13 protein-coding genes and 1 tRNA gene are annotated in these 14,411 nt (G+C 38.5%); 10 read left to right on the top strand and 4 right to left on the bottom strand.

Going from position 1 to position 14,411, the window contains the following annotated elements; all coding sequences use genetic code 11:
• Positions 1-50 precede the first annotated feature (50 nt).
• Complete coding sequence (locus tag BGP76_RS10580) at positions 51-809, top strand: hypothetical protein (protein WP_119844634.1); 759 nt, start codon at positions 51-53, stop codon at positions 807-809.
• A gap of 535 nt (positions 810-1,344) precedes the next feature.
• Here the strand turns inward: BGP76_RS10580 and BGP76_RS10575 are convergent.
• The gene (locus BGP76_RS10575; RefSeq protein WP_147407451.1) at positions 1,345-1,977 is read right to left on the bottom strand and encodes a hypothetical protein; all 633 of its coding nucleotides are present in this window, start codon (positions 1,975-1,977) and stop codon (positions 1,345-1,347) included.
• Positions 1,978-2,589: 612 nt separating this feature from the next.
• On the opposite strand from BGP76_RS10575, the gene BGP76_RS10570 reads away from it, so the two are divergent.
• The 5 genes from BGP76_RS10570 to BGP76_RS20625 all read left to right on the top strand — a co-directional run bounded on the left by BGP76_RS10570 (position 2,590) and on the right by BGP76_RS20625 (position 4,932).
• Positions 2,590-3,156 carry a Crp/Fnr family transcriptional regulator gene (locus BGP76_RS10570; protein WP_099597827.1) on the top strand — a complete coding sequence of 189 codons (567 nt, stop codon included), beginning with the start codon at positions 2,590-2,592 and terminating at the stop codon, positions 3,154-3,156.
• Positions 3,157-3,248: 92 nt separating this feature from the next.
• Positions 3,249-3,989, top strand: a complete 741-nt coding sequence (locus BGP76_RS10565; protein WP_255416117.1) for an aldo/keto reductase — start codon at positions 3,249-3,251, stop codon at positions 3,987-3,989.
• A gap of 52 nt (positions 3,990-4,041) precedes the next feature.
• Entirely contained in the window at positions 4,042-4,248 is a 207-nt protein-coding gene (locus tag BGP76_RS20545; RefSeq protein WP_255416116.1) for an aldo/keto reductase, read from the top strand.
• Between the two features lie 178 nt (positions 4,249-4,426).
• Positions 4,427-4,654 (top strand): hypothetical protein, encoded by a 228-nt coding sequence (locus tag BGP76_RS10560; RefSeq protein ID WP_147407450.1) that lies wholly within the window; start codon positions 4,427-4,429, stop codon positions 4,652-4,654.
• Positions 4,639-4,932: a type II toxin-antitoxin system RelE/ParE family toxin gene (locus BGP76_RS20625; RefSeq protein WP_119844631.1), complete on the top strand. Its 294-nt coding sequence runs from the start codon at positions 4,639-4,641 to the stop codon at positions 4,930-4,932. The genes BGP76_RS10560 and BGP76_RS20625 overlap by 16 nt, the downstream gene beginning before the upstream one ends.
• A 678-nt stretch (positions 4,933-5,610) precedes the next feature.
• Here BGP76_RS20625 and BGP76_RS10550 read toward each other — a convergent pair.
• Together BGP76_RS10550 and BGP76_RS10545 are read right to left on the bottom strand one after the other, a co-directional pair.
• Positions 5,611-6,051 carry a hypothetical protein gene (locus tag BGP76_RS10550; protein ID WP_119844630.1) on the bottom strand — a complete coding sequence of 147 codons (441 nt, stop codon included), beginning with the start codon at positions 6,049-6,051 and terminating at the stop codon, positions 5,611-5,613.
• Positions 6,044-7,258 (bottom strand): ATP/GTP-binding protein, encoded by a 1,215-nt coding sequence (locus tag BGP76_RS10545; RefSeq protein WP_119844629.1) that lies wholly within the window; start codon positions 7,256-7,258, stop codon positions 6,044-6,046. Before BGP76_RS10545 ends, BGP76_RS10550 begins: the two co-directional genes overlap by 8 nt.
• 667 nt (positions 7,259-7,925) lie before the next feature.
• Between BGP76_RS10545 and BGP76_RS10540 the strand changes: the two genes are divergently transcribed.
• From BGP76_RS10540 to BGP76_RS10530, 3 genes are all read left to right on the top strand, one after another.
• A complete protein-coding gene (locus BGP76_RS10540) occupies positions 7,926-8,510 on the top strand; it encodes a toxin-antitoxin system YwqK family antitoxin (RefSeq protein ID WP_119844628.1) in 585 nt (194 codons plus the stop codon).
• 335 nt (positions 8,511-8,845) lie between these two features.
• A complete protein-coding gene (gene rpsA / locus BGP76_RS10535; RefSeq protein WP_084190631.1) occupies positions 8,846-10,804 on the top strand; it encodes a 30S ribosomal protein S1 in 1,959 nt (652 codons plus the stop codon).
• Positions 10,805-10,931: 127 nt separating this feature from the next.
• Positions 10,932-11,005: transfer RNA gene (locus BGP76_RS10530), tRNA-Cys, on the top strand.
• 321 nt (positions 11,006-11,326) lie between these two features.
• On the opposite strand, the gene BGP76_RS10525 is transcribed toward BGP76_RS10530, so the two are convergent.
• On the bottom strand, positions 11,327-12,625 hold the full coding sequence (locus tag BGP76_RS10525) for a deoxyribodipyrimidine photo-lyase (protein WP_119844627.1): 1,299 nt from the start codon (positions 12,623-12,625) through the stop codon (positions 11,327-11,329).
• Between the two features lie 274 nt (positions 12,626-12,899).
• Here BGP76_RS10525 and BGP76_RS10520 point away from each other — a divergent pair, with 274 nt between their 5' ends.
• Positions 12,900-13,901, top strand: a complete 1,002-nt coding sequence (locus BGP76_RS10520; protein WP_158584233.1) for a glycoside hydrolase family 11 protein — start codon at positions 12,900-12,902, stop codon at positions 13,899-13,901.
• Positions 13,902-14,411 lie beyond the last annotated feature (510 nt).

The following is a 14,411-nucleotide window of genomic DNA, read 5'->3' as shown; positions in this document are numbered from 1 at the left end:
ATCGCCACGACACCATATCTTGGCGTTAGCAGCAATTACCACCATAGTCAATGATCCAACAAGTTTCTGTCTTTATAACGGTATTTATTTTTCTTGAAATCTTGATAAAGTTCAAACCACCTGCTATTCAACAAGAGGATCGCGAACTGCTAACCAAAAAATATAAGGCATTCGATATTCTACTTCTAGTAGGTTTTTTATTTTCACTTCCTTTCAATGCAGTAATTGTAACACTCCTGCTCGAACGGCTTTCGGATTTAGAACTGGCAGTTGAACCAAAACCTGCATTTCTTATCAAGCAAAACTCAGGGACATGGTTTGTTATTGGCATATTTTCAGCCCTTGGTATTTCAACATCAATTTACATTTTGATCGTTAGACTTGCCAAGAAGAAATTAGCATCGGAATATTGGAGATACTATAATCTAAAATATGGTTTTAACGCCAGCAAGTTATTGAAGTATCTAGCGATCGGAATATTGCTTGTCGTAACAATATTTACTAGTCTAACTCTCAATTCGAATGTCAAGGTTTTCGATGAATCCATTTCGATTAATGGAATATTTGACATCACTCCAACAAAGTATGATCTTAACGAAGTGGTTGAAATTACTGAATTCGAAAAAGCCATCGCGCCAAATGGAAAGGTCGTAGAGAAGAAACACCATTCACTCAAATTTACTGACGGTCGAACTTGGAGAACAACTGATGATATGCGATCCTTCACAAAGAAGGACAGTACCATTATCAAATACCTTTTAGATCGGACAAACTTAGTACTGAAACGAGCGGAAATAGATGAAAAATAGGCATAACATCGCGTCATAGTGCATGTGCGAACTGAGAATTTAGCCAGCCTCGGCGGAACGAACCCGTGCATCTGCCGCGGTAAATTACCTCTCTGCTTATAGTAACGTCAGTTCGCCGCACCGGAAGATCGGCGGAACGCAGCTCTTACCGATTCGCTAGTAGGTTCGGTAGATTTTCACTACTTTGGCTGTATTATCAAACGACACGCACACGTACCATACGCAGGCGTTGTGCTCAATGAGTGGCATCACTTTATTTTTTAAACTTATGATGCCTTGGAATAAGAAGATCTTCTAGCCTTTTCACAGTAGCATAACTTATGGACAACTAGAATGCCTCTTTCCTCACATGTATAAGTCAACTCATATTTACCATATAAACACGTAACAGAACCAGTTGACAATTCAATAACAGCAAGTGTAGAATCATGGGTGCATGAATTATTTTTAATGCTTCTCAACATCTCCCTTAACTCTTTCCTTTGCCACCCCTTTAAGTCGGATTTCCAATTCTTGTGAACAGGCCCAACACTAACTAATCTGGTCTTTCCCATAATCGATCAATAATATTTCTATTTATTTTGAAACTTTTTACAATATCATCTGTCAGTTTCTCAACCGTAATTGTCGAAGATTCAAACCATTTTTTATTCCGTAATAGCAACTCATGAATTCTTTCAAACTCGTTTAACCTATCATCTTCAAACATTGAAATGGTCATTTGTCCTAATCCAACACTTCGTTTCTTGTAATTTAATAAAATAGAATTTAACTCCTGCGAAGACTTTTTACAATGCTCAAGATCTTCGAAAAGATTTTCAATTTTCAACATTATTTCAGGTGATAGTCCGAAACCCAAAGTCCAAGCCTCCCAAAGTGCTTGGGGAATTTCTGAGAAACTTAGATCTCTTTCTTCGGGTACACGTACCTTCTGTTTTAATTCATCTAAATCATGACCCAAAACATCAACTATATCTTCTAATTCTTCCTGAACAACCTTTAGTTTAATAAAAACAGAAATGGCAAAATTTTGCTTCTTTTCACTATATTCTTTGTCTTTTCGCCTCTCAGCTCTCATTGCAGCATAATACGCCAACAAACCTGCAACCAGAGCTAATACACCTCCAATCAAGGATTGGTAGTGATAAATAAAATTATCAGGTATCATTTCATAAAGATATCTAAAACAAACACTGAGCACAACAGACACTATCATCCATAAGATAAAGAAGTTATTTGTAAAGGTTAGTGCAATCCGATACTTTTAAAGAACTTTGAAAAGATCAGCTTACGGATGATAGCTGGTCGTTAGAGTTCATATGAAAATCGGCGAGGACATTTCGGTGCTTTTAGAGAGGATTGAAGTCGAATGATATTGGCTGAAAGTGTGGTTTATCCGAAGGATTAAGTTTTGCTCGTCAGGACTCGTTGAAAGCAGTCTTTCAAAACGTGGACACGTTGACAAAACTTGAGATTGAAGTTAGGCGAAAATCACCACAATTTCAAGGGTTAAGCAGTTGAAAAGGCACCTCTCTTCTTCAAAAAGACGATTCATAGCCCTGTCTATAACTCATATTTTTTCAGAACAAAACAGCGAAAAGCAGCGGTAGATTCCAATTTTCAAACGAACAATAACACTGCGTATATTTCATTGATTAACTTGTAAGCTGTTTTAATTAGATGACTAAATGGTCAGCTTACAAATAATCAACGACGCTAAAGCTAAACATACAGTCGACGTTGTGTGTAATCTACGACTAAAAATTCACCCTTAGTTCAAATGAAAATAAAGCTTAGACAGCAGATAGAAGAAATTGTTTCTCTTACTGATGAAGAGTTTGAATGTGTATTATGTCACTTCGAGCAAAAAGCATTTAAAAAACATCACCTCATTATCCAACAGGGCGATTATGTACAACATGACTATTTTGTTGCAAAAGGATTGATGAAAGCTGCTAGTATAAGTTCTGAAGGGAAAGAGCATATAATTCACTTTGCCATGGAAAATTGGTGGATAACCGACCCGGAGGCATTTCATTATGGCACCAAAGCAAGCTTATCTGTAGACTGCCTTGAAGACACAGTCGTTTTTTCCTTAACTCTGGAGAATAAGGAGAAACTGTGTCGTGACTTGCAAAAAATGGAATATTTTTTTCGCAAGAAAACAACCGCGGGATATATTGCATTGCAAAAAAGAATTATGTGTTTTATCAGTAGTAGCGCAAGCGATCGCTATCATAATTTGCTAGAGCAATACCCTGACTTGATTCAGCGCATCCCAAAAACAATGATTGCTTCATATTTAGGCGTTTCCAGAGAAACACTTAGCCGCCTAATTCCTGCTTAGTGTGACAATCCGCACATCATCTCTGTGACAATACTCCTGTGATTTGATTACTGCATATCTGAATTTTGCTGAAAACAAGCTCAGTAAAAATTATGGAATACAGAAATTTAGGCAAGTCAGGATTAAAAGTACCAGTACTCAGTTACGGAACAGGGACATTCGGTGGTACCAACGAGTTTTTTGGTCGATGGGGTAAAACTGATGTGAAAGAAGCCTCCAAACTCATAGACATATGTTTGGAGCGCGGTGTGAATTTCTTTGATACGGCAAATGTGTACTCTCAGGGAGATTCTGAATCCATTCTCGGTGCAGCTTTATCAGGTAAAAGACAAAACAGTATTATTTCAACAAAGGCAACATTTCAAATGGGAGGAGGGCCAAATGATCAAGGGGCATCACGCTTTCATCTAACAAATGCTTTGGAAGACAGCTTAAGGCGTTTGCAAACAGATTATATTGATTTATACATTATGCATGGGTTTGATACTAATACACCCATTGAGGAGACTTTGCGAACACTGGAAAAAATGGTTAATAGTGGAAAAGTGCGCTACATTGGATGTTCTAATTTTGCAGCATGGCAGCTCATGAAATCTCTGTCAGTTTCTGATAGGTTGAATCTGGAGAAATACATAGTCTACCAAGGTTATTATTCAGTTATTGGTAGGGATTACGAACAAGAATTGATGCCTTTAGTCAAAGACCAAGAATTGGGATTAATGGTATGGAGTCCTTTAGGATGGGGAAGATTAACTGGGAAAATCAAGCGAAATCAGCCTGTTGGTGAAGGAAGAATAAAATCAGGAGGAGCTGTTGGTTCCCCCCCCTGTTAATGATGAGCTAGTATATGATGTTGTTGATTCACTAGAACGTATTGCCATAGAAATGGATAAAAGCATTCCTCAAGTTGCCATCAATTGGCTGTTACAAAATGATACGGTTTCAAGTATAGTTATAGGTGCTAGAAATGAAAGACAACTTATTGATAATTTGGATTCGGTTGGTTGGTCATTACTGCCACAACATATTGAGGAGTTAAATACCTTAACACAGCCTAACCTACTTTATCCGCATTGGGTAGGTAAAAGGTAGAAAAGACTCCACACAACAAACACTATCATCCATAAGCTTGCTGAGCTATTTGCAAAGACAAATGCTATCCGATACTTTAGTAGAAATTTGAAAAGTCCAGCTTACGGATGATAGTTGGGCGTTAGATTTCATTCGGACTCATTAGCAACTCTCATCACAACTTTCTAACTTTATGGGTATGAACGTCAAAGAAAGAATATTGGAACGTGTCAATGATATTAACGACCCAAGATTGTTGGATGAACTTCTTAAAGCTGTCGAACTCGAATATGAAATCGAGCATATTGACGAACTGACCGACATTGAGAAGAAAGCCATAGATGAAGGGATTTCTGATGCGGAATCAGGCAAACTTCATTCTAATTCCGAAGCAAGCCAACTGGTTAAGGAATGGCTAAAAAAGTAAGATGGACAACCCGTTCCATCATTGATCGAACTAATATTTACAAGTATTGGTTCGAACGGAATCAATCAGAAATTTATGCTGAGAAGCTAGAGCACCTGTTTGAACAATCTGCTGAACTTATTTCCCAATTTCCCAACATTGGAACCAGAACGAGCTACAGGAACGTTCACTCAAAAGTCGTTAGAGATTACAAAATTTTCTACCGAATCCAAACCAATGAAATTCAGATATTAAGAGTTTGGGATACCCGGCAACACCCAGACTCAATTGGATTGTAAAAGGAAATCTAACAGACGCTGATCGAGCATATGTCAAGGTGCTTTCTGGCTGGTTTCGGTGCAACTCGACCGTGATATCTGCCGCTGAGATATGGAAGTGCTTTCTACCGACTTTTGTTCGCAGGGTTTTAGACTTTCAGGACGCAGTGCCAAGTTAGAACCGTTGTGAGCTTCGGCAGATTTCACTACTTTAGTAGCTATTCACTAGCTGCGGACATACGCCCGATAGCTGGCCGTTAGAGTTCATATGAAAATCGGCGAGGACATTTCGGTGCTTTTAGAGAGGATTGAAGTCGAATGATATTGGCTGAAAGTGTGGTTTATCCGAAGGATTAAGTTTTGCTCGTCAGGACTCGTTGAAAGCAGTCTTTCAAAACGTGGACACGTTGACAAAACTTGAGATTGAAGTTAGGCGAAAATCACCACAATTTCAAGGGTTAAGCAGTTAAAAAGGCACCTCTCTTCTTCAAAAAGACGATTCATAGCCCTGTCTATAACTCATATTTTTTCAGAACAAAACAGCGAAATGCAGCGGTAGATTCCAATTTTCAAACGAACAATAACACTGCGTATATTTCATTGATTAACTTGTAAGCTGTTTTAATTAGATGACTAAATGGTCAGCTTACAAATAACCAACGACGCTAAAGCTAAACATACAGTCGACGTTATGCACAACTAGGTGTTATTCGGCTCTGTAGGATAGAATTGATGATCTTTATCAAGAAATACGATATAGAATACATCTTTCTCCAAATAGCCAATTACTCTCCTTGTGCTCCCTAACCGTATTTTGCACCATTTGACATTTTTATCAGTTAAAGTCAGCGGGTATTTCCATTTAGAGCTTTTCGGCATATTATTAGTGGAAAATTTACTTGAATCATGAATGTCATATTCTTCGATAATTCCATCTGTAATTGCTCTACTGTAGGTGGTTTTATTCAAGGTTGCATTTATCTCGGTTAACTTTAAAAGCAAATCACCTTCATTATTCCATTCCCTTAAACTCTGCCCTTGAGTAATATCTAATTTTTCAAAAGACATCAGTACTTTCGACTGATCCTTTCCTCCCTTTCCCTGCCAGTTACCTTGTGACCTTGAATAATTCTTATTCATGTTGCAAAAGGTTAATTAAGTCATCATTGATTCTGATAGCTTCTGCCGCCCCAAAATGGCAGTTCAAATATAGTTTTCTAAAATCTGAAGTTTTTCTTAGACCATCTGTCGCTTTGAAGTTTGACATAGGATATAACTCTGATGCACCAAATTGATTCTTGTCCATAAACCAAATTTGATCACGTCTATATATATCATTATCCAACAAAGTTGGGTCATGCACAGTCACAATGAGTTGAGCGCCATTTGAGTTGTATTTATGAAATAACTCTACCAGTTTACGAGTAAGATTTGGGTGTAATTTTGAATCAAACTCATCAATTGCAAATGTTTTGCCGTTTGTAAGAGTGTCATAAAGCCCCCCAAGAAGATAAACCAGTTTGCTTGTCCCATGGCTCTCCTCAGAATCCACCTTAAATCTTACCTGATCAGAAACAAAATTGTTTTCATCGAATTTATTATGAACAGCAACCAACTCACCATCTTCTATTTCAATTCCACTTATTTCCAGAAACCTTAATGCAACATTTGCCCATTCCTTAAAATTTGTATTGCGCTCCAACAAACTCTTAGTGTATCCTTGAACATAATTATTATCTAACCCATCCATTATATTTAATGTTCTGAACCAACTGTACACTATTGATGATTCAAGAGCATTATGTTGAGCTAAATAACTCAACAGCAAAACATTTCTGTTTACATTTTTATGTTCTGCTCCTTCAGGAAAACTCGAATTATTGAAATTGAAGTCCATTCCATTTCTTTCAAATAGCCTAGTTTCTCTCTTATCAGTCTTGAAAAGCCATTCGCCAATAATATCCCAATTAAGAATCGAAAAACCATATCTATATATCACCCCATTTAACACAACTGACACTTCGAATTTCGATGGCTGGTTTACTGTCTGAGTTGATAGTCTGTAAAAATGATTCCAAATTGGCCTTTCTGCCTCTGGTTCCAATGAATCTCTGAAAGATCGTGCTACAGATAATTTCATGAATGTCAAAGCCTTCATGAAATTTGACTTACCTCCGCCATTGCTACCAAAAATTGCGACCGATTTGAGAAGCTGTAATCCTTCTCTATTTGTTGATTTTATGACATTTGAGTCATTATGTTCTTCGTATGTGTCCACGGTTGTCATATTCAAAACCGCTTCATCTTTAAACGATAAAAAATTCTCGCACTTAAATTCAATAAACATATACACGCTTTTAGGGTTGCAAAAATAGCAATCTTATTTGGTAAACGTGCAAATAGTTTACATGTTTTTAATTTAATAATAAAATTATGGAGCGAAAATATGTGCATAACAAACACTATCATCCATAAGCTAACTGAGCTTTTTGCAAAGGCTGGTGCTATGAGATAATTCTATAGATATTTGAAAAGTCCAGCTTACGGATGATAGTTGGACGTTAGAGTTCATAAGAAAATTGGCGAGGACATTTCGGTGCTTTTAGAGAGGATTGAAGTCGAATGATATTGGCTGAAAGTGTGGTTTATCCGAAGGATTAAGTTTTGCTCGTCAGGACTCGTTGAAAGCAGTCTTTCAAAACGTGGACACGTTGACAAAACTTGAGATTGAAGTTAGGCGAAAATCACCACAATTTCAAGGGATAAGCAGTTAAAAAGGCACCTCTCTTCTTCAAAAAGACGATTCATAGCCCTGTCTATAACTCATATTTTTTCAGAACAAAACAGCGAAATGCAGCGGTAGATTCCAATTTTCAAACGAACAATAACACTGCGTATATTTCATTGATTAACTTGTAAGCTGTTTTAATTAGATGACTAAATGGTCAGCTTACAAATAATCAACGACGCTAAAGCTAAACATACAGTCGACGTTAGCGAGAACTCCAATCAACATGTATAAATACCTATTCCTTCTAGTAGTACTCATTTCTTGTCAAGACAATATCGAACGAACCTATCATCCTAATGGAGAACTTTTAACTATAGGAAAACGAGTTGATGGGAAACGACAAGGTGATTGGATACAGTTTGAAGAAAATGGCGATACCGCATTTGTAACGCCTTATATCAATGGTTTGAGACATGGTAAGGAACGACATTACGATAGTAACAAAGTAACTTCTATTTGGAGCTATGAACTAGATACTGGTCATGGCGAGTACTTAAGCTTTTACCTAAGTGGAGCTCTTTTGAATAGGGGATTCAAGGAAAAGGGGTATCATGTTGGTGAGTGGGTCAATTATTACGAAACGGGAGAAGTAGAAAGTAAATCAATAATGAAAGATGAAAGGCCTATCTCTCAAACAGGATACTATAGGAATGGTCAAATTCAATTTCAAGTCGATAACTATCTCGATGGAACTTACTTATACTTTGATTCTCTCGGAACTAAATTGATTGAGGCTACAATGCTAGAAGGTAAGTTGAAGGATACGCTATTTCTAAGTCCAATTATGTCGAACCTATTAAGTAAGTAAAATCTAGCTAACATGACCTATCTCTCCATGGTGATTACTGCTAGAGTTGAGGACGGCGCTTTCTATCAGTGATCATACCCCCAAAAATGGGACAGTAAATTTAGTTGTCATTTCTGAACTAAACCCACTGTCCCATTTTTGGGGGTATGATCAGTTAAAAAACACAGTTGAAAGCGGCTGATTTCAACAACTTAGTGTATTAGTTCGGGTTTAACGATTAAATACTTAACTTTGCGCTCCATTCAAGTGGGTGGGTTCTGATCTAATCAGAATATGTAACAAATAATGATGCGCTCATGCCCGTGATTGCATTGTATAACTAGGGCACAGTAATAATGGCACAAGAAGAAAAAGAGGTTGCTAAAGAAGAAGTAACTGAAAAAGCAACAGAGGCAACTCCAGTAGCTGAGACAGCGACAGAAGAAGTAGCAGCTGAAAAGCCTGCAAAGAAAGTAGTCGTAGAAGAAGAATTTGATTGGGATAATATCCAACCAAAAGGTTTCGGTGACGGTTACTCTAAAGCACAAAAAGAAGATCTAGAAGCACTATACGGTGATTCACTGAATACTATCGAAGAAAAAGAGGTAGTCAAAGGTGTGATCGTTAGCATGACTGCTAGAGACGTGATTATCAACATCGGGTTTAAATCTGATGGTTTGGTATCTGCTTCAGAATTCAGAGATCAGCCGGATTTGAAGGCAGGTGATGAAGTAGAAGTATTCATTGAAGAGCAAGAAGATAACAACGGTCAGCTCGTTCTTTCTAGAAGAAAAGCGAAGATCGTAAGTGCTTGGGAAAATATACAAAAATCTTTCGACCAAGATCTCGTGATCGACGGTATGGTCAAGAGAAGAACCAAAGGTGGTTTGATCGTCGATATCTTCGGAGTGGAAGCGTTCCTACCTGGTTCACAAATTGATGTGAAGCCAATTAGAGATTTCGATATCTTCGTTGACAAGAAGATGGAAGTGAAGGTTGTGAAAATTAACTACACGAACGATAACGTAGTAGTATCTCACAAAATCCTGATCGAGAAAGATCTAGAGAAGCAAAAAGCACAAATCCTAGAGAACCTAGAGAAAGGTCAAGTACTAGAAGGAGTAATCAAAAACATGACCAACTTCGGTGTATTCATCGATTTGGGTGGTGTAGATGGTCTACTTCACATTACAGATATCTCATGGGGTAGAGTTAATCACCCAGAGGAAGTATTGGATCTAGATGCTAAAGTGAATGTTGTTGTTCTTGATTTTGATGATGACAAGAAGAGAATTTCTCTCGGTATGAAGCAGTTGTCAGAGCATCCATGGGATTCTCTAGACGCTACTGTTGAGATCGGTACTAAGGTGAAAGGTAAGATTGTAAACGTTGCTGATTACGGTGCGTTCCTAGAAATTCAGCCAGGTGTTGAAGGTCTAATTCACGTATCTGAGATGTCTTGGTCACAGCATTTGAGAAATCCTCAGGATTTCATCAATATCGGTGACGAGCTAGAAGCAGTTGTATTGACTATCGATAGAGATGATAGAAAAATGTCTCTAGGGATCAAGCAACTCACTGAAGATCCATGGACTAAGCAAGACGTATTGACGAAGTATGCTGTAGGTACTGATCACAAAGGAGTGGTTAGAAACTTGACTAACTTCGGATTATTCATCGAGCTAGAAGAAGGAATCGACGGTTTGGTTCACGTATCTGATTTGTCATGGACAAAAAAGATCAAGCACCCATCAGAGTTTGTCAGTGTAAACGAAGAGCTAGAAGTGAGAGTACTGGAGCTAGACGTAGACAACAGAAGATTGGCACTAGGACACAAGCAACTAGAAGAAAATCCATGGGATACTTTCGAAACTGTATTCTCAAAAGGAACAACTCACAAGTGTACGGTCAATACGATCATAGACAAAGGAGCTATCCTAGAGCTACCATACGGATTGGAAGGATTCTCATCGACTAGAAACTTGAAGAAAGAAGATGGATCTACTCCAGCAGTAGGTGATAGTCTAGATTTCGTCGTGATTGATTTCTCTAAGGATGAAAGAAGAATCGCTTTGTCTCACGTAGGGACATATAGCGATCACATCGTAGAGAAAGCTCCAGCTAAGCCAGCTAAAAAAGGTGGTAAAGGTGGACAAGGCGGACAGGCGATCAGCAAGCTGAACTCAGAGTCTGAGAAATCTACTTTAGGTGATCTAGCTGCTTTGACTGCTCTAAAAGAGCAAATGGAAGGTGGTGCTAAAAAGCCAGCTGCTAAGAAAGAAGAAGGCGATTCAAAAGACGAATCAGCTAAATAATAATACATAAAAAGGGTGTGTGATATGCGCACCCTTTTTATTCTTATCTCGTAAGAGATATTAGTTGTATTAGATCAAGAATTGTTTGCGCATCGCCTAAATAATTCTATTTTTGCAACATCAAAATGGTCCTGTGGCCGAGTGGCTAGGCAGTGCTCTGCAAAAGCATCCACAGCGGTTCGAATCCGCTCGGGACCTCCAGATTGATAAGGACTACTCAAGAATGAGTAGTCCTTTTTTTGTTTGTGCACAAAGGTTTTTGACGTGTAGTAAGGGATCAATCTGTATTTATGGAGGAGAGGTAGTAGATCATTTCGTTATTCAAGATTCATTGTTCAGGACTCATCATTGTTTTTTATAAAACAATCACCTACTATGAGTCTTTGAGGTAGTATTTAAATGATTGGAATAATGAATATCGAACACTCAATGTCGAGCATTAATTTTATTCCCAATTTACCGACTGATCCGAAAGTAGCCTAGTGTTAGGGCTACTGTCAGTATGATCAGAATAGGCTGCCACTATTGATTAGTGAGTGCGAGTCCTTTCTTGTAGGTTGATATGGCTCTTTCTCGGGCTTGTTTGTGGTCTACTATTGGCATGGGGTAGTGGAGTTGGTTTAGCTCAGGGATCCACTTTTTGATGTAAGTCATTTTGGAATCAAACTTTTTGACCTGCTCGTATGGGTTGAATATGCGGAAGTAGGGTGCAGCGTCACAGCCTGTTCCTGCAGCCCATTGCCAATTTCCGTTGTTGGAAGAGAGTTCGTAATCTAGCAGTTTGCTGGCAAAATAAGCTTCTCCCCACTGCCAGTCAATTAGGAGGTGTTTGCACAAAAATCCTGCAACGATCATCCTGACCCTATTGTGCATATAACCTGTAGCATTTAGCTCACGCATACCTGCGTCTACTATTGGGTATCCTGTTTCTCCTTTTGTCCACTTTTCAAATTCTTCTGGGTTGTTTCTCCATTGAATATGGTCGTATTTGTTCTTGAAATTGGAATTGACCACCTTGGGGAAATGATATAGAATCTGCATGAAGAACTCTCTCCAAATGAGCTCGCTGAGAAAGATCACATTGCCATCCATCTGTGATATGATCTGGCGGATGCTAACAGTACCAAAACGTAGATGAGGAGATAGATGAGAGGTCTGATTTAGGCTAGGGTAGTTTCTGGTTTCTTCGTAGGTGTCTAATTCATCTAGTGTGTAATCTAAAACTTCAATAGTGGATCTTTCGAATCCTAGTTCAGTAATGCTGGGGAATTGATTGTTGAGATTGAGGAAGTTTGTACCTACTTCGGAGGGGTACTTATTGAAACCTTTCAGTTCAAATTGGCTCAGCCATTTATTTTTGTAGGGAGTGAAGACAGTGTAGGGTGATCCATCAGCTTTAAGAATATCGTCCTTTGCGTAGACCACTTGATCTTTGTGCAGGTTAAATTGTATGTTACTTTGGGCTAGGAGCTGTGCTATGTTTTTGTCCCGCTGAATGGCATAGGGTTCGTAATCTTCATTAGCGTATACCGTATCGATATTGAACTCTTCGATGATACTTTTCCATATTTCCAGCGGATCTCCTTGTTTGCAATACAGTTGACTACTCTTACCTACTAGTGTTTTGGATATGTGTGTTAGTTGATCGTAGATGAAAGTGATTCTAGGATCTGCTTTGTCTAGTTCAGCGGTAATATTATCATCAAAGATGAAAATAGGTAAGACGGGGGAGTTGCTACTAAGCGCACGCCATAGTCCATGGTTGTCTTCTAACCTGAGGTCTCTTCGAAACCAAAATATAGATATTTTTTCTTCTTTCATTGTTCGCTATAGGAGAGTTCGGGGCTGACCAAAGTTGCTAGGATTGATTCTAATCACTAAAGTATCATGTTTTTTACTCTTTAGTGTAACGCCTCACGTTACATTGAACATCCTTTAGTAGACGGTTGGGCTAAAAGGCATCTTGATTTGGGCATTCTATGATTTAGTCTTATTCCCTCGGTCGTGTTTGTTTGTACCTACATAGAAAGGGGTACGCATGGGTATTGTGTTCAATATCTTCAACCCAAATTCGGCAACTGAATTTCGTTTCATTATGGAAAAGGCTAGTTTTTACGGGATAGAAAAAGTAATATGTTTATCATTGATCGGTGTGCTTCTGAGTATTCAGAATTTGCATTCTCAGACGTTTTGTATTGAAAGTGGATCTGATCAGGTTGCAGGTGTGCAAGATGATTATCGATATGAACTATGGAATCAAAACTCAGAAGGAACCGCATGTATGACGCTCGGGAGTGGAGCTTTGTTTAGTGGTGAATGGGATGATATACTAAACTATTTGGCCCGTCGTGGTTTGGATTATGACCAGACACAAGAACATGAGGAAATCGGTAGGTTCTATGCGACCTATGATTGTGACTATAATCCTGAAAGTGCTACGGGGAATTCGTATTTATCCATCTATGGATGGACGGTAGATCCATTGATTGAGTTTTATATAGTCGAGGACTGGCGAAACTGGATCCCCTCTATGGCTAGTGGAGTTTCTTCAAAAGGTTCGATTTTTGTCAATGGAGCAACCTACGATATATATGAGAATACGAGAGTGAATCAACCATCAATCTTAGGCAATACTACTTTTCAACAGTATTTCAGCATTAGGAGAGATGAACGAAATGCAGGGACGATTAATATTTCTGAGCATTTTGATCGGTGGGAGTCACTAGGGATGGATTTGGGCAAGTTGTACGAAGTTTCATTTGTGGTGGAAGGCTATAAAAGTACTGGAAGTTTTGAGTTCACAGCGCTGGATGTATTTGTGAACACGGATGAACCTATATTAGGGAGTGACACCAATGCCGTCACCTCATGGCTAGATGTATATCCAAACCCTAGCTCAGGAAAGGTCTCGATCAACATCGACCCATCTGTGTCTAATCCGGCCATTAATATTTATGATAATACAGGTAAACTTGTTTTGTCTCAGAAGAATATACGAGACCATCAAGTTCAGCTTTCCAAGCTCGTTAGCGGTATTTATATTATCAATATACGCAGTAGCGGAAGGAGCTACACTACTAAGTTATTGGTTAATTGAAGGAAGGAGGTGTCTCTCGAAAGTGTGAGGATGGAGAGTAGCCAAGAGACTCTTTAAAAGAACCTTAACCATGCCCGCTTGGGACGGGGGGATTAGTTAAGACTGGCCTTTCTGCTAGGTGATTTATAGTTATAAAACTTCCTTTAGATACCTATCTAAACAATTGTTTATAAGCAAACAATAATCTAGGACTAGGCAAGGTATGTTGCTTTTCGTTCTGGTTAAGGACATTTTCTGAACGGGTAGGGTTAGCATAGCGCTTGATTTTTCGTTGCGTGATGGTTAATCAGTATACATTCTATTACCGTATCGGAGACAAATGTTATGTATGGGAGGCACATTTCTACCGTTATTTTGTAGTTAATAGACCAAAAGTGCTGTTTAGCAAATATTTATTGAGGGGGGAGGATTTATATGTATGCTTTCCTATTCAGTCTATTTTAATAGTTAATTTATTTGCTTGTCGCATAGGTGCATGAATTCACTTTTATTCTTCATGTTGTGATTAAA

This window comes from Reichenbachiella sp. MSK19-1 (genome assembly GCF_003590315.1).
GTDB lineage: Bacteria > Bacteroidota > Bacteroidia > Cytophagales > Cyclobacteriaceae > Reichenbachiella > Reichenbachiella agariperforans.
The sequence above is the reverse complement of the archived record's forward strand: the minus strand, read 5'-3'. Positions and strand labels throughout refer to the sequence as shown.